The organism is Halobacillus litoralis (genome assembly GCF_020171725.1).
GTDB lineage: Bacteria > Bacillota > Bacilli > Bacillales > Halobacillaceae > Halobacillus > Halobacillus litoralis_F.
The window spans coordinates 13569-34755 of the sequence record NZ_JAIVAJ010000001.1 but is presented as its reverse complement, the minus strand read 5'-3'; the positions used below and the strand labels follow the sequence as shown (position 1 = coordinate 34755).

Below are 21187 nucleotides of genomic sequence, written 5' to 3'. Positions count from 1 at the left end.
CTTTGAAAATCGCCATCATAACTGAAACGTTCCTTCCGTCAACGGATGGGGTCGTGACAAGACTTAAAGAAGCGGTGAAATACCTTAGAAGCCAGGATCACGAAGTAGTCGTGATTGCTCCTGATTTTGGCGTCACAGAATATGAAGGGGCGATTGTAGAAGGCGTTAAGACGACAAAGATGCCGTTTTATCGTTATCGCGAATTTTCTCTGCCACAACGAAAAGTTAAAGATCTACTCATAAAGCATGATCCTGATCTCGTTCACGTCGTAAATCCGGCCCTGGTCGGGGTATCAGGCGTCTATTATGCGAATAAATTAAACTACCCACTTATCGCTTCCTATCACACACATGTGCCGAAGTATATGGACTACTATCGTCTTTATCCTCTAAAACCTGCTGTATGGTGGTACTTCCGTAAGCTTCACAATTACGCAGACGTCAATTTGTGTACCTCAAACGCCGTGAAGAAGGAACTCGTTGCGAAGAACTTTCACAACGTCAGCGTCTGGGACAGAGGGGTGGCTGTCGATCATTATCACCCTCGTCACAAAAACGCAGAGATGAGAGAACGGTTGACGGCTGGTAAGCCTGAAAACAAGCTGCTGGTGTTTGTAGGACGGCTGGCACCGGAAAAAGAGATTCATAAACTGAGACCACTCTTAGATGAACGGGATGATATTTCTCTCGCCATTGTCGGTGATGGTCCGGTCAAAGAAGAGCTCGAAAAAACATTTGAAGGAACAAACACGACCTTCACGGGGTTACTGCACGGAGATGAGCTTGCTCAATCATTCGCTTCTTCCGATGCACTCATTTTCCCGTCTGTAACAGAAACTTTAGGACTTGTGATCCTCGAATCCATGGCTTCCGGTTTACCGGTCATTGCAGCAAAAAGTGGACCGACGATGGAGCAGGTTGAGGATGGACGTACAGGATTGCTGTTTGAAAACGAAAATACAGAAAGCATGATCCAGGCGATCAACCGCCTTGAAGACGAGGAGCTTTACGAGCACATGTGCGAAAATGCTCGAAAAGAAGCTGAGAAATTCAGCTGGCAGAAGCCTTCCGAACAAATATTGGATTATTATTTCGAGACGTTGGAAGTTTTTCAAAAGAGTCAGTCAAAATCCTCAAAAAAGTCTAAAGTGAAAGTCACAGAGTAACGAAACACTCTGTGGCTTTTTTCTTTTGTATAGAGTTCTGAATATTCAGACTTAAAACATAGTAGCAACTCCGAACTCAAATCAAAAAAAAACAAATCCATAACCTCACAAATAACCTTTGACAAACTCCACAAAAACCTCCGATTTTGCTTCGTGTATTGGATGCAGCGCATATAGATCGATCTTCGGCAGCTCCATAAAAGGGGTTTCTACAGTAATCATCCTTCCTTCCTGAATTTCTCGGCTTACAGCAAAGAAGGGGAGGAAGCTGACGCCCATACCTTCTAAAATGAAACGCTTGGCGGCATACGACTGTGAAACTTTTGCAAATCTACTTGCCTTAGCGTGCATTTTGACCTGTCTTTTCAAAGTTGGCCACATTGTAGGATGGTGATCCGTGAAAATAACATGTGTAGAAAGCAGCTCCAACGCTTCAACAACAGGACCGGACTCCGAATCCCAACCATCATGGGCTGTCACCAAAGTAATCGATTCCTCCGAAAGCAGCGTCGTTTGAATATGCTTTGAGTTCGACGGAGTGCACGAAAGGGCGACATCCACCTCGGAGTCTTCGATCAGCTGCTGCATATCACTAGATTCGGCAACGGTTATACTCAATTCCGTGTTACGCTCATCTTCCGTATATTTTCTCAAGATAGATGGGAAGATGCTGTCTACAAGCAGAGGACTCATCGCAATAGACAAAGACGATTGGTAACCTTGCTGCAATCTGCTTGTTCTTTGAAGCATCCCGTCATATTGCTTCATGAGCGTCTCGGCTTCTTTCAAGAAACTTCTCCCAATGTCGTCAACGCAATATGACGTCCTTCTTTACGAAAAAGCGGAGAACCTACGGCTGCTTCCAATTGTTTGATTTGGGAGCTGATCGCCGGCTGAGTCATATGTAGGACCTCAGCAACCTTTCGATAATTCTGCAGTTCGGCAGTCAATATAAAAGTTTTAAGCCACCTGATTTCCATTTATCAGCACCTCCCATAAGAATAATTTATTAAATTGATATATTTCTTAATATTTTATTTATTGATTCTTCATTTTACACTAAACGTAAGAGGAAAGGGAGGGGTTACAGTGGATTATCAACCGGGATTAAAAGGAATCACGGCTGTTGAAACGAAGATCAGCGAGATAGACGGGGAAGAGGGGACGCTTCGATACCGCACTAGAGAATTATCTGACTGTATGAAGGATTCGTTCGAAGAGGTGGCGCATTTTATATGGAATGGAGTTGATCAAACACGCACAACTGGACAAATGGTTCAATCGCGATCTGTTGATCCAACGTATCTAAACCTTTTGAAAGATCTTTCAGAGAAACAATCGATTCCAACTATGATGCGTTCAGCTATGTCTTTTATGGATCAGTCTGTTGATGAATGGCCGGTTTCGATCGACACAGCGATCAAACTGACAGGAGGCATGCCGACGATTGCGGCCAATGCTTACCGGATGACAAAGGGGCGGTCAGTTGTTCAACCTCGCGAGGATTTGAACCATGCTGCGAATTTCCTTTACATGATTCACGGCAAAGAACCCAATCCAGCGCATGTTCGTGCGCTTGAAGCCTATATGGTTGCAACGATGGAGCATGGCTTAAATGCTTCGACGTTTGCGGCTCGTGTCGTCATCTCTACGATGAGTGATGCCCATTCAGCAGCAACAGCCGCCATCGGAGCGTTAAAAGGGCCGTTGCACGGCGGTGCGCCATCCGGTGTAATCGAATACCTGGATGAAGTACAGCAGACATCTGTAAAAGACGTTGTTGATCGTAAAGTGCAGGCTGGAGTAAAATCATGGGATTTGGTCATCGAGTCTACAAAACGGCTGATCCACGTGCCGAAGCTTTAAAAGAGCAGCTGCTGCAAATTACACCATGGCCGGCGTGGGTGGATCAAGCGGTTCAAGTTGAAAAAGAAACGGTCGAATATTTAAACGAAATAAAGCCTGGAAGAAGTCTTTATGCAAATGTAGAATTTTACGCAGCAGCATTAATGAAGGCCATCGATTTGCCATCAGAATTATTTACGCCGATTTTTTGCTGCAGCCGGATGGTTGGATGGACAGCACATATGGTGGAACAATCAAGCGACAACGTAATTTTTAGACCAAACGCAAAGTATGTGTCCAGTTAATTATTTTTGTTTCTGTCTCACTATCAGTAGTATACTTTGGTATTGAGACAGAAACTGAATTTTTGATATAACTACCTATAATAAATATTATGTCTACTAGATAATTTTAAAAAAAGAATAAGGCTATTACCCCTTATTCTTTTTTTCGAACTTTTTAATGACGTTCTCAAACCTAACAAATTTCCTTTCCAGATACAATTCTTTTTCATCATACATCCAGTAAAATAATCGCTCTGCCTCATTACCGCTAATATAAATTCTGTAATAACTATCGAAGGTTTTAATTACTGATTGTATTCCGTGGGTCTGTAGCATTTCAGAAATCGATCGCAGAAAATCCAGTGATCCGCCCACTATATTTACAAATCTTTTATCAGCATAAATGCAGCCATCCCCATCAAAGTATCCTCTGAAAAAGTCTGACTGATATTCCCTCGGGACTTTCGGCATTTTTATCGACCTGGATTTGTTATTGGTGAACCCATGGATTTCTTTGGGATCACTCTTCATGATTTTGCTGAATACTACTAGTGAATGAACGCCGGCATTGTTTTCGATAATCTTGTGATCAGAGCCCAGCTCTTCTTTAATTCTAATAAGAATTCCTTTCTCTTTCTGTGAGAATGAAATGGATTGAAGTTGATTGGATACTGTTCCATCAGCAGCGAAAAAACCTAGAATATACGCCATATTCCGAGACCACGTTTTAAAATAATCTTCATTCACCTCATACTTCCGTCTCCAACTCCCCCTCTTTCGCATCTCTACGTTTTCACTTTGAAGAATGTTCCGTATATACCTTGCCGATACATTCGCCTTTTCAGCAATGACAACGGTTCGCTCTCCTGACTCATACATACGTACAATCTCTTCATTGGTTAATGTCCGTTTCACTGTTCTAGACAGCTTGTCCAACTCCCTCCCTCTTTCTGTTTCTATTATACCGAACGTACGTTCTGTCGTCTATTTTTTAGCAACATAGGTAGTAAAATGAAGAAAATCGAAGAAAATGAAAGAAGGCTCTTTAAGTGAGAGCCTTCTTGCCATTATTTTTTAAGCATTTTTTCGATCGATGACATATCAGATGGGATATTTCCGCTTACGATGGCTTTGACGAGTTTATCTTCCTTCTTCTTAGATACCGGTTTGCCCGCAAGTTTCGACACTTTCTGAATGACTTGGCGGACCGTTTTCTCGTCTTGGAAGTTCGCGTTTTGTAGAGATTGAGCCAATTTCATAACGTCGTCCATTTTGACACCCGTCTTCTTCTCCAGGTTTCCAAACATAAGATCACTCCTTTTCTTTGAAGCTATGAGTATCTTATGGAAAGAAAAGCCCTCCTGTATAAACGTTTGTACTAGTCTTCCGTAAATTTGTTATATTCGTGTAACAAATCCACGACTTGGTCGTCTAATTCATCAAATACGAAAAAAGGAAGGTGTTACCATTGAAAAAATGGCTCACAACATGCGCTGCCCTGATGGTCCTTACGGCTGTCATTCTCACGATCACCCTCAGCCAGCAAGGCGTAGCAGCAGAAAACCTGGAATCAAAACAAGGCGTTCCCGTCGATAAGAGCTGGACGATTACGTTCTCAAAGTTCATGGATTCCTCAACCTTTACGGAAGATTCGGTCACAGTAGTGAATCAAGCGGGTGAACAGATACCTGTTTCCTTTCAATTGTCAGAGGATAAACGAAAGCTCACCATTGAACCTCCAGAGAACTTATACTTATTCAATGAATCGTACACGATCAAATTATCAAACGACATCCGAAGCGTGGATGAGGTCCCACTTAAAGATGAGGTAATTTTTTCTTTTCATACGACGAAAGACGTTCCGACCGTAAAAGATGCCTCTCACCTTCAGGAGCTATTGAAAGAGAGCAGACAGCGGAACTTGGAGTTTGCACGTCCTGAGGCAGCTGAAGACGCGTCTGGCTCAACCGAAGGAAGCAACAGTAGTAATGATGCAGGCTCTGGAAATACGGTCTCTGAGACAAACCAACAAGTCGAAGGTGTAGATGAAGCCGATATCATAAAAGCGACCGAAGATTATACGTTTATGGTACGCGACGGAAATGTCGGCATTACGAGTAACAATGCCCCGGATGCAGCGCTCGTGACGACCATAAAGGAAGACCAATTCCATGCCAGTCAGCTTTACATCAATGGCGATCAGCTTGTTGTACTGGGTCATGGGGAAATGTTTGATGAATCCACCTATAAACAAGATGACATGATGAGATCGATCTACTATGCAGGCACAACGGAAGCACGTGTTTATGACATCAGCAGCCCGGCTAACCCTTCCCTATCCAAGAAGGTCCAGTTGTCCGGTCACTACCAAACATCGCGTCTCATCGATGACACGTTGTACATCGTATCCAATCAATACAGCTACTTTAACCCTAGAGAAGAAAAAACTCCGGATATCCGACCGTTTGTATTTGATTCGACTGTTCACGAAGAACCTGAACGCTTGGATTATTCGGCAATCCGATACTTCCCTGAAAAAGCAGGAGGAAGTTTTATTACGCTCGCTTCCCTTTCACTAGATGATCTTGATCAAAAAATGACAGCAGAAAGCTTTCTCGGCCACTCTGAAGATGTGTACGTGTCAAAAGACCACTTATATCTGACATCAACAGAACGAACGTACAAAGAAGAAGGTCAACGGATTCAGTTGATTGAAGAATTCACAAATGTCCAGCAGTTTGCTCTTGAAGAAGGAACCGTATCATTCGAGAATGAGCAACGTGTACCGGGACGTGTGTTGAATCAATTCTCCATGGATGAGCGGAATGACGTGTTCTCCATTGCTACGACAACAGGCGACAGCTGGAGCGACGAAGTTTCTTCCAAGAACCATCTATTCACGTATGACCTCTCGCTGCAACCTCTTGGTTCTGTAGAAGGATTAGCGGAAGGTGAACGGATCTACAGTGCACGCTTTATTGAGGACCGGGCCTATCTTGTCACCTTCGAACAAGTGGATCCTTTGTTCGTCATCGACCTGAAGGACCCACAGAATCCTACTGTACTCGGGGAATTGAAGATCCCTGGTTTCAGTAACTACCTTCACCCACTCGGGGATCATCAAGTGTTAGGTTTTGGACGACAGACAGAACTGGTCGATCACCCTAATGGTGGTGACCCGATGGTTCGTACTACGGGTCTCAAAGTTTCCTTGTTTAATATTGAAGATGTCGAAAACCCTGTGGAAGAAGATTCAATGGTACTCGGCGATTACGGCCATTCTGAGCTCAATTACAATCACAAAGCCCTTTATATGCATCCTGAGAGGGACCTTTTCGGCCTTCCGATCCAAATGATGAATGAAGAGGACGGCTCATGGTTCAGCGGAGGATACCTATTTGAAGTAAACAATGAGAACGGCCTTCAGGAGAAAGCACAGTTTCAAATGAATGATAACCAGGAACATCCTTGGCGTTACTCTTTGCAAAGAATGATTTCCGTCGGGGATGACCTTTACGCCTTTTCGGATCAAAATATGAAAGCCTTTGATCTTTCAAACATGGAAATGATTCAGGAATTAGAATTCCCTCTTCCTGAACAAATGCGATAATAGATGAAAAAACGCTTGGCCTCCTCAATCCGAAGGCCAAGCGTTTTTTTTATCTATACATTTTTATATTTAGCAGAGTACCTCATTTCGAGCAGGTAATCCCATACCTTGCTTTCAACAGGACTACCATACCCGAGTTTTCGCGCCACTTCTTCTCCTATCAGTGAAAACAAATCACACATGCCGAGCAGCCCGTCCCACGTTTCCTCATACGTGCCGTTACGGTAGGTTCGCTCATATTTTGCCCATAGATCTGCTGGTAAGTAGGATTCCAAATATTTACCGAAGCTTCCGACATTCACTTCAAATTCGTGTTCCGCACCGACGTACCAGGAGAGCATTCTCTTCAGCATGTGGCGGACAGGGCCTTCGTACGTCTCTCGCGCATAAGGCATTTCCTTTCGGCACAGCCCTTTGGCCACGTATGTACTTACCCACCAAAATTCATTGCTGCAGGCCGCAAATTCTTTGGCACTCGGCTTACGAACCCAATAATCCTTCTCTGAGGGGGCAGGAACATTCCCCCAAACCCCGTCTTTATCCAGAAGCACCACCGTCAAACTGTCGATGGATGGATGTTCATTCGGAATGTGAAGTGTAAGGTCGATGCGGTTCCCGTCCGTGAATTGCATCAAATAAGCAAAGGAATCGGTTCTGCCGTCTTCATTCTCATCGGGGAGTTGCATGATCAGCCTTTCACCGAATGTGTCTACCCATGAGTGATCCTTTGTGAACGATTCAAACTCATGAACAATATAAACGATATCGAAATCTTGAAATCGATCCCTTTTCGCTTGGGGATTCGCTCTTGATCCATTGAGCCATACGGCACGAATCCTGTCATCGTTCTTGGCAGTAGTCAGGATTCGTTCTAGCATTTCGTTCTCATCTCTCATGTTTCACACCTCTTTTTTTGCTATTTCACCTTCAAGAATTGTACACTACGAATAAAGGAGGCATCCTCTCTTGAGAAGAATCATCGTTCTATTTATAGCATTCACAGCTGTATTGTTGCGCATAACAACGAAAAAAGCCTATGCACCTACTTCATTCAATTCGACACACAGGCCGGGAGACCTTCTTTTTTCTCCAGTTGGCAGAAGAGAATCCAAATACGTCGGACACGTCGGCATCGTAACGACAGATGAGCACGTCATCCATTCTGTACCAGCAGGTCTTGTAAAGGATCCTCTTGAGCATTACTATGAAAAATTCATGAGAAGGATCGACGTCTATGCTCCTCATGAACTTGAAGTAGGTCACGAAGCTGCCCTTTACGCAGAGTCTTTATATAAACAATTTCCAAGTGCGTTGTACAAAGTGAACACGGGTTTAGGCAGCACTCCTGAAATCCAGTATTGTACAAAGGTGGTCTGGCAGTCCTTTTATTACGGAGCGGGCATCAACCTCGGCGAACTTCCCCTTACGCTGAAAGCCGTTCATCCTATCCTTTTGAAAAGAAAAAACCAGCTGACGAAGAGACATTAACCCTTCTCGTTCAGCTGGTTTTTAAATCCTTTTTCATCGATCAGCTCAATCGAGTGACCTTGAGCAAGTAATTGTTCGGCTTGTTCAATTTTAATCGTCTTATTTCCGTTCAGGTAGTCTTGATAGGTTGTTTCCCCCATCACAACAAAATTCGTCGTCGATTCTACGTTCGTATGGACAATTCCACCCTTTTGCTGGATCCTCTCAATCGCCTGCTCTCTCTTCAAGCCCTTCATCCGACCTGTCAAAACAAAACTTGATCCGTAAAAGGGATGGGATGTGTCAGCTTGGGTCGCAGCCATATACGGGACGGACGATGGCTTCTTGCGGCGGCGTGCCTGCTTTCGAGCTGGTTCGTAGCTATTTTCATACATCATCCCATTAGAGGTCTGCGTCTTCTCAACAAGCTCCTTGGCTGTTGCTGCTTTCATTTCTTTAGCGGCTTCTAAAAAGATTCTCGCGGAAGCCCTGGCATCATCAAGAGCCTGGTGGTGATTCAAGTCGATTCCCAGATGGTCGGAAACGGCTTTCAAGTTGTATTTAGGCAGTCTCCACGTCTTTTTCGAGATGTTTACCGTACAGTTAAAGGCAATCATCGGATAAGGAAGGTTGTACTGGTCGAGTACAGCGCGTAACACGGACATATCGAACTGGGCGTTATGGGCAATCACAAGCTTCCCTTCGATGATCTCTTTTATTTCCTCTTCCCACAGTTCATGAAACTCATAGGAATCTTCTACATCTTCAGGTCTTATTCCGTGAATGCTTATATTGATAGGGGCAAAATAGCTTTGTTTAGGCTTAACGAGACGGTAATATTCGCGTTTCATCTTTCCGTCTTCATATTCGACCAGGCCGATTGAGCAGACGCTGCTTCTTGATGAATTAGCCGTCTCGAAGTCTAGAGCAATAAAGTTCATGGATGGGTCTCCTTTCTCCTCAGTATTTTCATACCCTTGTGATAGCGAAGCGTAACCTTTCATAAATAAACCCACTCCTCGCTAAAGAAGTGGGTTTCATATGTTAATAGGTTGAGAAGATGTCATCAACCGGTTTACGGGTTTTCTGCTTCGGTTCCTGATCAAAGTAACCTAAATGAATGAACCCGACTATTTTCTCACCTGGTTGAACACCCATCATCTCACGGAATTTAGGATCATTGATTTGAGGAGGTGTTTTCCAGCAGACGCCGAGATCTCTTTCCCATGCAAGAAGCTGGAAGTTCTGCAGCATACAGCTTATGGCTGCGAAGTTTTCCTCCCACTGCTTCTGACGAGGATCCTCGTTCATGACCGCAAATAGGAAAGCGGCAGGCCTATTGAAGGTTTCACGCTTCTGTTCCTGCTGGTCCTTAGGGAAAAGACTTACGAAATCCTCTACAAATGATGATTTTCTTTCACTAGAGATGAAGATAAAACGCCAAGGCTCACGCATGCCATGCGTGGGAGCCCAACGAGCATCCTCTAATAATTCTTTTACTAAGGAAGCGGGTACTTCCTTGTCTGTATAGCCATTTTTTACGGAGCGGCGCTCACGAATCACTTTTGCTAAATCTGATTGAACCTTTTCCATACTCTCACCTACTTTTCGTTTCTAAATAAATGATAATAGTTCTCAATTTTTCTGTCAACTTTCCTTTTTAAAGTTGCTTGGACATATTGATATTCGTCACTTGGAACTCAAGCTTTTTATACAAGTTGATGGCACGCTGATTGTGCCCGAATACGTGCAAGGCTAGTTTATCTACCCCTTGACCTTTAAGGTAACTTTCGAGCGCTCTTAATGCAGCTTCTCCGTAGCCTTTTCCCTGCTCTGATTCGAAAATCAGGAAGTTGTAGATAAAAGCCTGCTTCTGTTTATGCTCCGGATCAAAGTTATACCAGAAATACCCGATGAAGACATCATCATGATCAATGCCGAGAAAGTCGTGATGTCTTGTCTTGTGACCGTCTGGTAATAGATTTTGAAAGGTCTCCTTAGATAGCGTCATCGCTTCATCTTCGGTCCACGTACCAGCCTTTACTTTCTCACCTGCGTAGTGTTTCATTTCATCCTTCATCACCGAATCGAACTCGCCTTGTGTTAATCCCCTTAAGGTAACCATATTCAAAAACCTCCTATGTATTTCCTTTATCATATAAGGAAAATATAGATTGCTCAAATTGAATCGATCGTCTCCTTTTGTAATAGCACGAAAAAAGGACAGCCTCAAGGCTATCCTTTAATCAAAAAGTCTTTCGTATTCTCCATATCCACGATCACTAAGCTCATCCTTTGGAATAAACTCAAGAGCAGCTGAATTCATGCAGTATCTGAGACCGGTTGGTTCAGGTCCGTCTTCAAAAACGTGTCCGAGATGGGAATCGCCATGCTTGCTTCGAACTTCGGTACGGACTCCAAAGATTCCAGGGTCGTCTTTCGTAATGATATTGTCGGGTTCCAGCGGTTTCGTAAAGCTTGGCCAGCCTGTTCCGGATTTATACTTATCCGTAGAACTGAAAAGCGGCTCCCCTGAAACGATATCAACGTAAATGCCAGCTTCTTTCGTATCCCAGTATGCATTATCAAACGCTTTTTCTGTTCCATCCTGTTGTGTCACTTTATATTGAATGTCCGTGAGCATTTCTTTTAATTCTTTTTGCGTGTACGTCTTGCTCTCCCCATCATGTGTCTGTACCGTAAGAGAATCCGAAGAAGTCGATCCTGCGCTTTCTCCTGATAATCGGTTCACGGTCCATGGAGCGATGACGACGAGGAGGACGGCAGCTACGACAGTTAACCACAGCATTGATTTTCTCACCTTTTCTCCTCCTTTATGAGGTATCTTTCTTAACCCCATTTTAACACCAATGAGGCTCCTTCAAAAAATGTTGTGCTCCAGCCTTATGAACTTTCCGGTATTCGGGCATCCTGATGGAAAAGCATAGAGAGGAGGAAAAGAATGAGGATATATATCGTGCTCCTGGTTCTCTTCTTGCTGACCGGATGTGGACAGAACCAACAAGCAGTCGAGGACCCTCCCTTGGATACCACTCCCATAAGTTACGATCAAAGTGATCAGACAGAGCCTCTGTTCAATTACATTCGATTTAACCTTTTGGTGGATTATGAAAAAGCATTGAGCTACAAAGTACATTTTGATCAGTATCAAAAAATCGCTGAGATTCAAGAATTAAAAGACCAGCGTATTATGGGTGAAGAAGCGTTTAATCAGCTCTCCCCCCGTTTAAGTGAAATGAGTTTCGATGAGGATACACCTGAACAAGAAGTCGTTCAAGAGGTATTGAACTTGTTAGGTTTGAAGACTTCCTTTGAGAATTTTGCTCTTGATGTGGAATTTGATAGCGGGCTGGTCAAGCATTACGAATACTAAAATAAGCCTCAGGAGATCAACTCCTGGAGGCTTATTGATTTGTTTTTTAAATTTGTGTTCGGAGTTGCTACTAAGTTTGAATCAAGAGTCGTGTTTAATGACGGTTCGTCCATCTTTTTGTTCGATTTTATTTTCTTTCATGAGCTTTCCTAACGCTCGCTTGAAAGCGCCTTTACTAATTTGGAACGTGTCACGTATTTCGTCGGGATCGCTCTTGTCGTGCAGGTGCATGACTCCATCATTTTCCTGAAGATAGTCGAAAATGACTTCCGCATCTTCCTTCTGGCTTTCCTGTTTCAGAGGGCGCAGGGACAAGTTGATCGTTCCATCCTCTTTCACATCGATGACTCTTGCCTGAACGGTCTCGCCAAGTCTTGGCTCGTCTTTCCGTTCTGTTGGATGGATGAAGCCTCTATATCCCTCTCCTGTAAGAACGGCGGACCCTGCTTTCGTAGCGCGGTACACGCGGGCTGTGACTTCTTGATTCATCAGGTTCTCAGGCGCACGCTCTAAGTCATCCATCACTTCTTCTTCAGAGATCGGTTCTGCTAAGAGTCGTCCTTTTTTATCCACTTCGAGGCTGACAAACAGGTGATCTCCTGCTTTTGGCCATACCGATTGAAGAAGCGGGAGATCATCTTTTGATACGAGAATTTCCTTATCCTCGAGTCCGATGTCAACAAAAGCGCCGATCGGCAGAACTTCTACGACTTCAGCCCAGCCATAGGACTCTCTTGTCGCGACCGGCTCCTCCATTGTCGCTGTCATCTTTCCTTTTTTATCAGCATATAAAAATACGTCTATTTCTTGTTCCAGTTCTATTTCGTCTACAACAGCTTCATCAGGTAGAACAATTTCTTCTGTCCCGATTGTCAGTACGAATCCGTTCGTGATTTTCTTCTTGACGACTGCTGTCTCAATTGTACCTAACCGTAATTGAGTCATGATATTCCGCCTTCCTTTACACACAATAATACTCCACCCCTTAGTTTACACAAAACTGGCTGTTAAATCGACAATGTTCACCATTATGTATCAAAAAAGTAAACAGAGGCAGTCATAACAAAACCCGGACGACGCATCGTCCGGGTTCGTGCCGGGCGGAATGAATCAGCCCGCTAAGGATCTTAGTACCACCAGGAAGCCCCGATGATCACAAGTAGAATAAACAGAACAACAAGTAACGCAAATCCTCCACCATAACCTTGACTCATTTCCATTCCCTCCTTTTCTTCTTTATATGAAAAAAGAAGGAAGATGGTCTGGGTGTTCGCGGATTCTTTTTAACGTCACTTCATTCAGTCAGGAGACGGTAGCTCTCCTTTTTCTTCTGAAAATCGAAAATATTGCAGATGATGAGCCATTCATCTACGCCGTACTTATTCGCAAGCTCTGAAAGCTTCTCGTGAACATATTCTTTCGTCCCGATGATACACCGTTTACGATTTTCCTTGATCTTTTCTTTTTCACGCTCGGTAAAGGAATGGGCTTTGACCTCCTCTACGGACGGAACCCGCGTGTCCAGACCTTTTTCAACCTGCAAAAGCCACATGTCCTGACTTAATGCCAGCTCATCGGCCTCCTCTTCCGTTTCCGCACATATGACAAAAATGGCTGCATTCACGTGTGGGGTGGAAAAGGCGCGTGAAGGCTTGAATCTTTCTCGATACGTATTCAAGACGTCTTCAGCAAACGCCGGATTGATAAAATGACCAAAGGTAAAGCCTGTCCCGTTCACAGCTGCATGCTTTGCGCCGCGCTCTGTCAGCCCTAGCACCCACGTCTCCGGCTGGCTCGCCGTATCCGGCCTTGCGTGTACACCGTAATGATCGTGTCCTTTCGGTACATCGTCGTATAAAAAGTGGTGGACCTCTTTAACCTGACGTGAGAACGAACTCAAAGACTTTTCCAGACCATCTGTCAAAGCGTTCCGCGTTTTCTTTCCGCCGCCAGGTGAACGTCCCATTCCGAGGTCTATTCTGCCAGGATAGAAGGCTTCAAGCATACGAAACTGTTCAGCCACTTTGAGCGGACTGTATTGGGGCAGGAGAACGCCACCGGATCCGACACGGATCCGATGGGTACGGGCTGCGATCTGCCCGATTAAAATCTCCGGCGAACTTCCGGCAAGGCCATTCGTATTATGGTGTTCGGCCACCCAGTAGCGATGAAACCCAAGCTCTTCTGTCCACTGGGCAAGCTCAATCGTCTCCTGCAACGCTTCTGTGGCCGTCTGCCCTTTAGATATGGGGGTTTGATCCAAGACGCTCCATTTCATCGGTGATCCTCCTTGATGCATTAGCGATAAACGTCTTTCATAATGCGTTCTAATATATCGATTTGTTCTTCGAAAAGGATTTTATAACGTTTCTTCAGTACGTCGAACTCTTCTTTCCCTTGGTCCGTTAAGTAGTACCAGTACACCTTCTGCCTTTTTTTCTCATGTGACTTATAATCTTCTTTGCGGTATAATAACCCTTCTTCTGTCATCTCATGAAGCGTATCCAGCAAAGTGGATGGTGCCGGAATCCAGTTCTTTGTAAGCTTCTTGAACTCTGCTTTAAAATGTTCGCTGATCTTAGGCTGAGAGACTTGCAGTAGATGCATAATGTAAAACTTTGTGAACTGCGCCGCGCTCATGTTGAGTGCAAAACGTTTCGGGTTGTTTTTGTGTGACAACGTTCTCCCCTCCCTCTATGTATAGTTACATATATTTTACATGAAAGAGAGGGTTTGTTGTCCACTAATACGCACATTCGTTCGGTTGATGATCGGTTTTTTATTGGATCATTCGGAGTTGCTACTAAGTATCAATAAGAATTAATCCCTGACTTTGAAGCCGATTTTTCCGAAGTTTTCACTTTGTTGAATGTACTGAAAAGCATGCTGATAGTCATCGAGATTGAACGTTCGATCCAGTTGAGGCTTAATCTGATGCTCCTCAACAAACGTGAGCATTTCTTTCAACTCTTCCGCACTCCCCATCGTTGAGCCGAGAAGTTGGTATTGACCATAGAAAAACTGGCGGATGTTAAAGGTCACTTCGTCTTCTGTTGTCGCCCCGAATGTGACGATCGTTCCTCCTTTTCGGATGATTCCAAGTGACTTCTCAAATGTTGCTTTCCCAATGCTTTCAAGCAGCAAATCTACGGTTTCACCCTTCAATTCCTCCGCCCAGTCATGCTCTGTCAGGACCGCCACATCCGCTCCGAGTTCCTTCGCCTTACTCAGCTTCTCCTCAGAACGAGAGGTTACGATTACACGTGCTCCGACTGCTTTGGCAAAAAGGAGTGCACAGGTCAGAACGCCGCTCCCGATACCAGGCAGCATAACCGTCTGTCCTTCTTTCAATTTTCCTTTTGTAAACAGCGCGCGATACGCAGTAAGCGCAGCTAGAGGCAGTACAGCCGCTTCCTCAAAAGAAAGATGTCCAGGCTTTTTCTCTACGTGCTCGTCTGTACACGTATAGTACTCCGCAAACGTCCCGTGATCAGGAAGTCCGACGATTTCAAATCCTTCAGGAGGAGCGTCACTGTTATGCTTCCATCCTAAGCCTGGATTGACGATCACTTCATCCCCGACAGCAAAACGTGTGACGTGTTCTCCGGTTTTTACTACAATACCTGAAGCATCAGAGCCTGGAATTAAAGGCTCTGATGCACCCTTGTGCCGCTTCGTTACGACCGCGACATCACGACGATTCATGCCCGCTGCCTTCACCTTTATTTTCACTTCGTTTTCCGATACGGAAGGCTCCTCTACGTTTTGTACAGATAAACCTTCAAATCCGTCTTTTCCTTCATGTACGATTGCTTTCATTACGATCATCCCTCCAGTATGTATAGTTGAGTTTAAGTCTATCAAAAAGCGAAACGAAAACGCTAGCTTTATGAATGCTACGTCGTTCCCTACATAAAAAACCCCCTTACGCGTGTAAGGGGGTTTTACTTAATTACTTAATACTTTGACCGTCACCGATCTTCTTCCGAACTGTAAAGCTTCACTTCGGTTAGGGATGAATACATCGATCCGGTTCCCATCAATGGCTCCTCCTGTGTCTCCGGCAATCGCCGTTCCATAGCCTTCTACATGGACTTTAGATCCTAAAGGAATCACATTCGGGTCAACGGCAATGACTTTTTGGTTCGGATTGGCCCTTAAATCGATGCCCGTCGCTGTTACGCCGCTGCATCCGTTACAAAAAGCCGTATAGGCCGTAGCTTCTGCCGTAAAGGTATGTACAGCATCACTTGCTTGTGACGTTTGTTGAGTCGAACTCGTTGAGGACGATGACTGTGTCTTCGTTTCAGCTGGCTTTGATGACTGTGAGCTTGCTGCATAGGATCCCTGACCGCTTGTAACGAGAACTTCACCTGGATGGATGACGGTAGAGGACAAGTCATTTTTGTTCATGAGGTGCTGAACCGTCGTTCCGCCCGCTTCTGCGATCGACCACAGCGTATCGCCTTTTCGCACTTTATATGTTGAAGCCGCCTGCGTTTTTTGAGAAAGCTCTAAAGTTTGACTCGGATAAATGAGATTCGATGAGAGGTTGTTCCAGCTCTTCAATTGATGGACCGTAACGTTGTACTTTTCGGCAATACCCCAAAGTGTGTCACCTTTCTTGATCGTATAAGAATCGGCATGGACAGCAGTAGCCATAAGAAGAACAAACGCAACAGTCATCAATGTTGAAACAATCATTTTTTTCATTAATCTGCCTCCCCATAAGTAGGTGTTACCCATCGGATAACCTTATGGCTACAACATTATCAGATTCAAACCGGAAGGGAAGAACAGGAGAATAACAGTTTCTTATCAATCATAACAGGAAAATTGCAAGGAGATGACATACCCAAAAACGCATGTCATTTTCAATCAAAACAAGCCCCCAAGCTTGTCCATTCGGTAGAATATGACACGTTGTACACAGGGCTTTGGGTTGGATTCGACTTTTACGGAAACGATTAAAAAAAGAAAAAAGTCTGCCTCATCAGGCAGACTTTCTCTTTACATGGAAGCGAGCTGCTTTTGAACGTCGCTGTCCTCAAGGTATTCATCATACGTCATTTCTTTGTTCATGACCTTACCGCTTGGTGTAATCTCAATGATACGGTTGGCGATCGTCTGAATGAACTCATGGTCGTGTGAAGCGAAGATGACCGAACCTTTGAAGTTGATCAATCCTTTGTTCAAGGACGTAATGGATTCAAGATCAAGGTGGTTTGTTGGTTCATCGAGCAGAAGAACGTTGGAACCAGAGAGCATCATTTTAGACAACATACAGCGAACTTTTTCGCCTCCTGAAAGAACGCTCGCGTTCTTCAGTGCTTCTTCACCTGAGAAGAGCATTCTTCCAAGGAAGCTTCTTAGGAATGTTTCCGTTTCGTCTTCCGGTGAATACTGTCTCAACCATTCTACAAGGTTCAGCTTCGATCCTTCGAAGAACTCGGAGTTGTCTTTCGGGAAGTAGCTCTGAGACGTCGTGACACCCCATTTAAATGTTCCTTCGTCTGCTTCCATGTTCCCCATCAGAATTTCGAATAAAGCCGTCTTAGCCGCTTCATTTGCCCCGACAAGCGCGACTTTATCATTCGGGTTCAATGTGAAGCTTACGTTGTCCAGTACTTTTTCGCCATCGATCGTCTTAGACAAGTTCTCGACTGTCAGCATGTCATTACCGATTTCACGGTCGGCCTTGAAGGCGATATACGGATATTTACGTGAAGAAGGCTGAATATCATCGAGTGAAATCTTCTCAAGCTGCTTCTTACGGGAAGTCGCCTGTTTCGACTTGGAGGCATTCGCGCTGAATCGTGCGATGAACTCTTTCAACTCGTTGATTTTTTCTTCTTTCTTTTTATTCTGCTCTTGAGACATCTTCATAGCAAGCTGACTGGATTCATACCAGAAATCATAGTTTCCGACATAAACTTGAATCTTACCGAAGTCAAGGTCTGCAATGTGGGTACAAACGTTATTCAGGAAGTGACGGTCGTGCGAGACGACGATCACAGTGTTCTCAAAGTCGATCAAGAAATCTTCAAGCCATTGGATCGCTTTAATGTCCAAGTGGTTGGTCGGCTCATCGAGAAGAAGAACATCCGGATTACCGAACAGCGCCTGCGCAAGAAGCACTTTCACTTTTTCAGAACCTTGAAGGTCTGCCATCTGCTTGTCGTGAAGGTCTTCAGTAATGCCGAGTCCCGTTAAGAGACGTGCAGCGTCTGATTCCGCTTCCCAACCGTTCATTTCAGCAAACTCACCTTCAAGTTCAGCAGCACGCATGCCGTCCTCTTCTGTAAATTCACCTTTCATATAGATGGCATCTTTCTCCTGCATGACATCATAAAGGCGTGTGTGACCCATAATGACCGTTTCAAGAACTTTGTACTCGTCATACTCAAAGTGGTTCTGTTTCAATACAGCAAGTCGCTGATCCTTCTTCAACGAGACTTCACCTGTTTGAGGTTCCAATTCACCACTCAAAATTTTAAGGAACGTGGATTTACCCGCACCGTTTGCTCCGATCAACCCGTAACAGTTACCGGGTGTGAATTTTATATTAACGTCTTCAAATAACTTCTGATCACCAAAGCGAAGACTTACGTTGTTTACGTTTAGCATAATAGAAATCCTCCAGTTTATAAAAGTACACCAGATCGATTATATCATTGTACCGGAGGGGATAACAATCAGGATTTGAAGTATTCTTGTTCTACCAGCCATTGTTTGAACAATTCGAAGTCCTGCTCGACGACAGACTGATAATATCTCGACCAGACATTAAGCTGATGACGGAACAGTTTCTTATCTTTTCCGATTGATTCTAATATCGCTTCCTCGCTGTGGTAGCTCATCACACCCTCTTCGATGTCCTGATCGGCACGCGCATGGACTTTCGCACTGATCTTCGCCATCGTCTTCACGGTCCGTTTGACGTCTTTATAGTCCTCCCAATGCTTGTCCTTCAGCTCCTTTGAAAATGGAGACCGCTCCCGTACATAAAAGTCACGCCCATTGAAGGAGAAATATCCGAGATATGGATCCGCTTTGTGGTGCATGGCTCTTTGGGTATGTGCGACCCGCCTGCCCTGGTGTTTGTTATCCTGCCAAAATTGTTCATCATAAGTGAAGAAATAAGCCGGAATCGGTGTACGCGCTTCTTTCGCTTCCAGAATGATATCATCGTGATGTTGATCGGAATCATGGCCGTCAATTAAGATATAATACCGTTCGAGACCTGTCGATCCGATGCCTGAACCCTTCTTCTTCACGACGTCTTTGATCTCATAAAAGGAGTCTTCCTGTCTCGCATCTGGGTCGAGCGAAGCTATGTAGTCGCCCCAGGCATTTCGAAGGTCATTGCGCTCTTGTTTCGAGACAGAGGAAAGTTTCTCTTTGCCAATATCAAATGAACGTATGGAATCATGATCGACGATCGTCTGTTTATCCAATTCATGCGTCTGCTTCCGCTTCTCAAGCTTCTTCAACGTCTTTCGAATCGGACCTTTCGTATTTTCGGCGGTGAAGGAGAGGTCGACAGGGTTCTCTTCCCCGTTATGAAACGACTCCAATTGTTTCACATAGGTCTTTAAGTATTTATGGACAAAATCATCCTGTTCTTCTTCCGTCCAACCATGACTTGAGGTCATCAACCGGATACTTGTCGTCATGCGAAGGACGTCATATAAATAAGAGCCCAGGTAGCCCTCATCGAAATCATCTACATCAAAGACGATTTGGTGGTCTTCATTCTGAAAGCCACTGAAATTATCGGCATGCATGTCCCCCATGATCCACGTCGGCTTGTCATCCGCCGTATGAAAAGCGAACGGCAAGTCCGTGACGTCGAAGAAAAATAAATAGGCACTTCCCCTGAAGAAGCTGTAAGGATCCATACGCATTTTATCGTATTTCTTTTTACGGCTCGATTTCGACAGTTTCATAAGATGACCGTCAAACTGCTCAAGTATCGCATGAATCGTCTTTTTGCGAAGTTCTTCTTTTGTCGTGATGACCTGCTCTAATTGGTGATCCATCTTGTTCCCTCCTTCAACTAATGTATAACTTTTCCCTTCACTCTCTTTCAATAAACGAAAAAGCGACAGCCTCATAAGGCTGCCGCTTTTTACGCATTATTTATTTTTGTAATAAAGGCTGTTATTCTCAACAACTTGCAAAACTTTGTTTTCTTGTACCATTTTGCTTCCACACATCGGACAAGTGTTTTCTTCATTCGTTCTGAAGTTATCTCTCATCCAGCAATTACAATCGTCGGATTCACATACCCAGATTTTTGTGTCTTCTTCTTTAATTTCTGCCTGATTCTTTTTACCGAACGCCATCGGTGAGCCTCCTCTAGACATAAATTATGTAAAAAAGACTGACTCCCAAAAAGCCAGTCTTTTTTTATGTTGTCTTTACAGTTTCTTAACGTTTGCAGCTTGTGGTCCGCGGTTGCCTTCTGTAACTTCGAACTCTACAGCCTGACCTTCTTCAAGGGACTTGAAGCCTTCCTCATTGATTGCGCTGAAGTGAACGAATACGTCGTCTTCTCCCTGCACCTCGATAAAACCGAAACCTTTTTCCGCGTTGAACCACTTCACTGTACCTGTTTTCATAGGAATGGATCCTCCAATATTTCTTAAAATTAATATGCGTTTTGCAAAATAGAAAAAATCACATATTATAAAAAGTACCAATCGCGTTGATCACTCTTTATAATAGGTGACTTTTGGGTTTGGTATTCTTTTTCCTTATAGATAACTATACTATGACTCACCGGTGAAGTCAAGGCAGCGCTCTTAACAGCCTACACAAGTAGTATATACAAACCTCTTCCCATTTATACCAATATTTATCCTTTTTCTACGACGCCACAGGCAATGCGTTTCCCTGAAGCACCACTTGGCTGTGACTGATAGTCGTCCGGACCTTCGTGAATGATGACCGCTTTTCCAATGATATCCTTCACGTTGAATCGATCGGTAAAGAAGATCATACGCGCCCTTCCTTTATGGGAAAACAGAACAGGAAAATCTCCAGCATGATTCCCATGGGGTTCGCCGTCCGGGTTCCAATGGCCTCCAGCACTCGTAAAGGGATCTTTCCCGTCGCCTATTTCACATGCCCCTTTTTCATGAATATGAAAGCCGTGAGGTCCAACCTGCTTGGACTTCGCTTTCTTGAATTCCGGAAGACCCTCCACCTGAACGAAGACTTCCACACCATATGGCATTTGATAAAACTGCATCGTTCCCTTCAGTTTCGGTGCCAGAGGACTTGAAAGAAAAGTGACGTGTGCGGTTTCTGAAGCGTACGTCTGTCTATAATAGGTCATGCTCAATCTACTCCCTCCTTTAAGGAATCATATGAATGGATCCCAATCTTTATGAAAAAAACCCCCAAAGCGAAGAAG

The 21187-nt window shown here is 44.3% G+C and carries 26 protein-coding genes; 6 read left to right on the top strand and 20 right to left on the bottom strand.

Annotated features, from left to right (window positions below; translation table 11 throughout):
- The first annotated feature begins 2 nt into the window (after positions 1–2).
- The gene (locus LCM20_RS00190) at positions 3–1166 is read left to right on the top strand and encodes a glycosyltransferase family 4 protein (protein ID WP_225193407.1); all 1164 of its coding nucleotides are present in this window, start codon (positions 3–5) and stop codon (positions 1164–1166) included.
- Positions 1167–1271: 105 nt separating this feature from the next.
- Here the strand turns inward: LCM20_RS00190 and LCM20_RS00185 are convergent, their stop codons facing one another.
- Both LCM20_RS00185 and LCM20_RS00180 read right to left on the bottom strand, forming a co-directional pair.
- Positions 1272–1955 (bottom strand): substrate-binding domain-containing protein, encoded by a 684-nt coding sequence (locus tag LCM20_RS00185; RefSeq protein WP_225193406.1) that lies wholly within the window; start codon positions 1953–1955, stop codon positions 1272–1274.
- The gene (locus tag LCM20_RS00180) at positions 1952–2146 is read right to left on the bottom strand and encodes a helix-turn-helix domain-containing protein (RefSeq protein WP_225193405.1); all 195 of its coding nucleotides are present in this window, start codon (positions 2144–2146) and stop codon (positions 1952–1954) included. Before LCM20_RS00180 ends, LCM20_RS00185 begins: the two co-directional genes overlap by 4 nt.
- Positions 2147–2255: 109 nt before the next feature.
- Between LCM20_RS00180 and LCM20_RS00175 the strand changes: the two genes are divergently transcribed.
- Positions 2256–3032 (top strand): citrate/2-methylcitrate synthase, encoded by a 777-nt coding sequence (locus LCM20_RS00175; RefSeq protein ID WP_318247283.1) that lies wholly within the window; start codon positions 2256–2258, stop codon positions 3030–3032.
- Entirely contained in the window at positions 2978–3316 is a 339-nt protein-coding gene (locus LCM20_RS19985) for a citrate/2-methylcitrate synthase (RefSeq protein ID WP_263621886.1), read from the top strand. Before LCM20_RS00175 ends, LCM20_RS19985 begins: the two co-directional genes overlap by 55 nt.
- A gap of 126 nt (positions 3317–3442) precedes the next feature.
- On the opposite strand, the gene LCM20_RS00170 is transcribed toward LCM20_RS19985, so the two are convergent.
- Positions 3443–4210: an LAGLIDADG family homing endonuclease gene (locus tag LCM20_RS00170; protein WP_225193404.1), complete on the bottom strand. Its 768-nt coding sequence runs from the start codon at positions 4208–4210 to the stop codon at positions 3443–3445.
- Positions 4211–4362: 152 nt separating this feature from the next.
- Positions 4363–4602: a stage VI sporulation protein F gene (locus tag LCM20_RS00165; protein ID WP_225193403.1), complete on the bottom strand. Its 240-nt coding sequence runs from the start codon at positions 4600–4602 to the stop codon at positions 4363–4365.
- 161 nt (positions 4603–4763) lie between these two features.
- Here LCM20_RS00165 and LCM20_RS00160 point away from each other — a divergent pair, with 161 nt between their 5' ends.
- A complete protein-coding gene (locus LCM20_RS00160; RefSeq protein WP_225193402.1) occupies positions 4764–6905 on the top strand; it encodes a beta-propeller domain-containing protein in 2142 nt (713 codons plus the stop codon).
- Positions 6906–6958: 53 nt separating this feature from the next.
- Here LCM20_RS00160 and LCM20_RS00155 read toward each other — a convergent pair whose 3' ends face one another.
- A complete protein-coding gene (locus tag LCM20_RS00155; RefSeq protein WP_225193401.1) occupies positions 6959–7801 on the bottom strand; it encodes an aminoglycoside 6-adenylyltransferase in 843 nt (280 codons plus the stop codon).
- A gap of 70 nt (positions 7802–7871) precedes the next feature.
- Between LCM20_RS00155 and LCM20_RS00150 the strand changes: the two genes are divergently transcribed.
- Positions 7872–8393 carry a hypothetical protein gene (locus tag LCM20_RS00150; RefSeq protein WP_225193400.1) on the top strand — a complete coding sequence of 174 codons (522 nt, stop codon included), beginning with the start codon at positions 7872–7874 and terminating at the stop codon, positions 8391–8393.
- On the opposite strand, the gene LCM20_RS00145 is transcribed toward LCM20_RS00150, so the two are convergent.
- The 4 genes from LCM20_RS00145 to msrB all read right to left on the bottom strand — a co-directional run bounded on the left by LCM20_RS00145 (position 8390) and on the right by msrB (position 11193).
- Positions 8390–9313 carry an exonuclease domain-containing protein gene (locus LCM20_RS00145; RefSeq protein ID WP_225193399.1) on the bottom strand — a complete coding sequence of 308 codons (924 nt, stop codon included), beginning with the start codon at positions 9311–9313 and terminating at the stop codon, positions 8390–8392. The two genes, LCM20_RS00150 and LCM20_RS00145, sit on opposite strands and share 4 nt — an antisense overlap.
- A 103-nt stretch (positions 9314–9416) precedes the next feature.
- Positions 9417–9965, bottom strand: coding sequence for a nitroreductase (locus LCM20_RS00140; RefSeq protein ID WP_225193398.1), 549 nt, complete (start codon positions 9963–9965; stop codon positions 9417–9419).
- Between the two features lie 67 nt (positions 9966–10032).
- Positions 10033–10497, bottom strand: a complete 465-nt coding sequence (locus tag LCM20_RS00135; RefSeq protein ID WP_225193397.1) for a GNAT family N-acetyltransferase — start codon at positions 10495–10497, stop codon at positions 10033–10035.
- A 117-nt stretch (positions 10498–10614) separates the two neighbouring features.
- A complete protein-coding gene (gene msrB, locus LCM20_RS00130; RefSeq protein WP_318247282.1) occupies positions 10615–11193 on the bottom strand; it encodes a peptide-methionine (R)-S-oxide reductase MsrB in 579 nt (192 codons plus the stop codon).
- Between the two features lie 141 nt (positions 11194–11334).
- On the opposite strand from msrB, the gene LCM20_RS00125 reads away from it, so the two are divergent.
- Entirely contained in the window at positions 11335–11766 is a 432-nt protein-coding gene (locus tag LCM20_RS00125) for a YusW family protein (RefSeq protein WP_225193396.1), read from the top strand.
- An 81-nt stretch (positions 11767–11847) separates the two neighbouring features.
- On the opposite strand, the gene LCM20_RS00120 is transcribed toward LCM20_RS00125, so the two are convergent.
- From LCM20_RS00120 to LCM20_RS00070, 11 genes are all read right to left on the bottom strand, one after another.
- Positions 11848–12711 carry a S1 RNA-binding domain-containing protein gene (locus LCM20_RS00120; protein WP_225193395.1) on the bottom strand — a complete coding sequence of 288 codons (864 nt, stop codon included), beginning with the start codon at positions 12709–12711 and terminating at the stop codon, positions 11848–11850.
- A gap of 182 nt (positions 12712–12893) precedes the next feature.
- A complete protein-coding gene (locus LCM20_RS00115; RefSeq protein ID WP_318247296.1) occupies positions 12894–12980 on the bottom strand; it encodes a YjcZ family sporulation protein in 87 nt (28 codons plus the stop codon).
- An 80-nt stretch (positions 12981–13060) separates the two neighbouring features.
- Positions 13061–14044: an LLM class flavin-dependent oxidoreductase gene (locus LCM20_RS00110; protein WP_225193393.1), complete on the bottom strand. Its 984-nt coding sequence runs from the start codon at positions 14042–14044 to the stop codon at positions 13061–13063.
- Between the two features lie 20 nt (positions 14045–14064).
- Positions 14065–14445: a helix-turn-helix transcriptional regulator gene (locus LCM20_RS00105; protein WP_225193392.1), complete on the bottom strand. Its 381-nt coding sequence runs from the start codon at positions 14443–14445 to the stop codon at positions 14065–14067.
- Positions 14446–14586: 141 nt separating this feature from the next.
- On the bottom strand, positions 14587–15585 hold the full coding sequence (locus tag LCM20_RS00100) for a zinc-binding dehydrogenase (RefSeq protein WP_225193391.1): 999 nt from the start codon (positions 15583–15585) through the stop codon (positions 14587–14589).
- A 129-nt stretch (positions 15586–15714) separates the two neighbouring features.
- Complete coding sequence (locus LCM20_RS00095; RefSeq protein WP_225193390.1) at positions 15715–16479, bottom strand: LysM peptidoglycan-binding and 3D domain-containing protein; 765 nt, start codon at positions 16477–16479, stop codon at positions 15715–15717.
- A gap of 297 nt (positions 16480–16776) precedes the next feature.
- Positions 16777–18393 carry an ABC-F family ATP-binding cassette domain-containing protein gene (locus LCM20_RS00090; protein WP_225193389.1) on the bottom strand — a complete coding sequence of 539 codons (1617 nt, stop codon included), beginning with the start codon at positions 18391–18393 and terminating at the stop codon, positions 16777–16779.
- A 68-nt stretch (positions 18394–18461) separates the two neighbouring features.
- Positions 18462–19808, bottom strand: a complete 1347-nt coding sequence (locus LCM20_RS00085; RefSeq protein WP_225193388.1) for a DUF2252 domain-containing protein — start codon at positions 19806–19808, stop codon at positions 18462–18464.
- A 96-nt stretch (positions 19809–19904) separates the two neighbouring features.
- The gene (locus LCM20_RS00080) at positions 19905–20114 is read right to left on the bottom strand and encodes a cold-shock protein (protein WP_225193387.1); all 210 of its coding nucleotides are present in this window, start codon (positions 20112–20114) and stop codon (positions 19905–19907) included.
- A 75-nt stretch (positions 20115–20189) separates the two neighbouring features.
- Complete coding sequence (locus LCM20_RS00075; RefSeq protein WP_225193386.1) at positions 20190–20390, bottom strand: cold-shock protein; 201 nt, start codon at positions 20388–20390, stop codon at positions 20190–20192.
- 236 nt (positions 20391–20626) lie between these two features.
- Positions 20627–21109, bottom strand: a complete 483-nt coding sequence (locus LCM20_RS00070) for a superoxide dismutase family protein (RefSeq protein ID WP_225194169.1) — start codon at positions 21107–21109, stop codon at positions 20627–20629.
- Positions 21110–21187: the final 78 nt, after the last annotated feature.

Coding starts and splice junctions, on each gene's coding strand:
- LCM20_RS00110 (WP_225193393.1), bottom strand. CDS start 14,044: ATGAAATGGAGCGTCTTGGATCAAACCCCCATATCTAAAGGGCAGACG.
- LCM20_RS00145 (WP_225193399.1), bottom strand. CDS start 9,313: ATGAACTTTATTGCTCTAGACTTCGAGACGGCTAATTCATCAAGAAGC.
- LCM20_RS00140 (WP_225193398.1), bottom strand. CDS start 9,965: ATGGAAAAGGTTCAATCAGATTTAGCAAAAGTGATTCGTGAGCGCCGC.
- LCM20_RS00135 (WP_225193397.1), bottom strand. CDS start 10,497: ATGGTTACCTTAAGGGGATTAACACAAGGCGAGTTCGATTCGGTGATG.
- LCM20_RS00100 (WP_225193391.1), bottom strand. CDS start 15,585: ATGAAAGCAATCGTACATGAAGGAAAAGACGGATTTGAAGGTTTATCT.
- LCM20_RS00075 (WP_225193386.1), bottom strand. CDS start 20,390: ATGAAAACAGGTACAGTGAAGTGGTTCAACGCGGAAAAAGGTTTCGGT.
- LCM20_RS00180 (WP_225193405.1), bottom strand. CDS start 2,146: ATGGAAATCAGGTGGCTTAAAACTTTTATATTGACTGCCGAACTGCAG.
- LCM20_RS19985 (WP_263621886.1), top strand. CDS start 2,978: ATGGGATTTGGTCATCGAGTCTACAAAACGGCTGATCCACGTGCCGAA.
- LCM20_RS00155 (WP_225193401.1), bottom strand. CDS start 7,801: ATGAGAGATGAGAACGAAATGCTAGAACGAATCCTGACTACTGCCAAG.
- LCM20_RS00070 (WP_225194169.1), bottom strand. CDS start 21,109: ATGACCTATTATAGACAGACGTACGCTTCAGAAACCGCACACGTCACT.
- LCM20_RS00165 (WP_225193403.1), bottom strand. CDS start 4,602: ATGTTTGGAAACCTGGAGAAGAAGACGGGTGTCAAAATGGACGACGTT.
- LCM20_RS00120 (WP_225193395.1), bottom strand. CDS start 12,711: ATGACTCAATTACGGTTAGGTACAATTGAGACAGCAGTCGTCAAGAAG.
- LCM20_RS00115 (WP_318247296.1), bottom strand. CDS start 12,980: ATGAGTCAAGGTTATGGTGGAGGATTTGCGTTACTTGTTGTTCTGTTT.
- LCM20_RS00125 (WP_225193396.1), top strand. CDS start 11,335: ATGAGGATATATATCGTGCTCCTGGTTCTCTTCTTGCTGACCGGATGT.
- LCM20_RS00095 (WP_225193390.1), bottom strand. CDS start 16,479: ATGAAAAAAATGATTGTTTCAACATTGATGACTGTTGCGTTTGTTCTT.
- LCM20_RS00080 (WP_225193387.1), bottom strand. CDS start 20,114: ATGGCGTTCGGTAAAAAGAATCAGGCAGAAATTAAAGAAGAAGACACA.
- LCM20_RS00085 (WP_225193388.1), bottom strand. CDS start 19,808: ATGGATCACCAATTAGAGCAGGTCATCACGACAAAAGAAGAACTTCGC.
- LCM20_RS00090 (WP_225193389.1), bottom strand. CDS start 18,393: ATGCTAAACGTAAACAACGTAAGTCTTCGCTTTGGTGATCAGAAGTTA.